The sequence below is a fragment of the Pseudoalteromonas sp. AWM4_233 genome (assembly GCF_056158285.1).
The window spans coordinates 2,355-2,850 of record NZ_JBSWSZ010000091.1; the positions used below are offsets into that span (position 1 = coordinate 2,355).

Consider the following 496-nt stretch of genomic DNA (forward strand, 5'->3'; position numbering starts at 1 on the left):
GCCAACATAACACTACGTATTGCTAAGGTTAACGACGGTTAGATTCACCTCTTACACAGCACCTACATCAATTGGCAATAGACCCAGAGCAAGTGTGAGTATTGCAATCACAGTATATGTATAGCGCTTAGGTGACGAAAGAAATACTTCGAGCTTTGCTACCTTTATGTAAGGTTTCAATAAAGGAATTAAGGCGCTACTCGACAGTAAGATCAGCAAAGGCTGTGCGTATTGTTGTAGCCACTGCCAATTGCCATACAAATAGCGATAGCTAAAGCCATAGAGGTGAATGTTGAGTAACCAAAGTAAACTCACAAATGCTGTCGCATAAAGAAAGTAAGGCTTTTTGGTAAATGAGAACAGCGCCAAATGCATCAGTGCTAGGGCGATAATAAAGCCGGCAAAAATACCGTAAATCAGATTGAATTTGCTTTTGTACTTTATATATTCAATAGGAGGTGCTGTGTAAGAGGTGAATCTAACCGTCGTTAACCTT

At 40.1% G+C, this 496-nt stretch carries 1 protein-coding gene; it reads right to left on the reverse strand.

The features are described from left to right. Positions 1-51 precede the first annotated feature (51 nt). Positions 52-496 (reverse strand): 7TM diverse intracellular signaling domain-containing protein (locus ACXAC4_RS20920; RefSeq protein ID WP_475165109.1); only part of this gene is annotated, 445 nt, incomplete at its 5' end.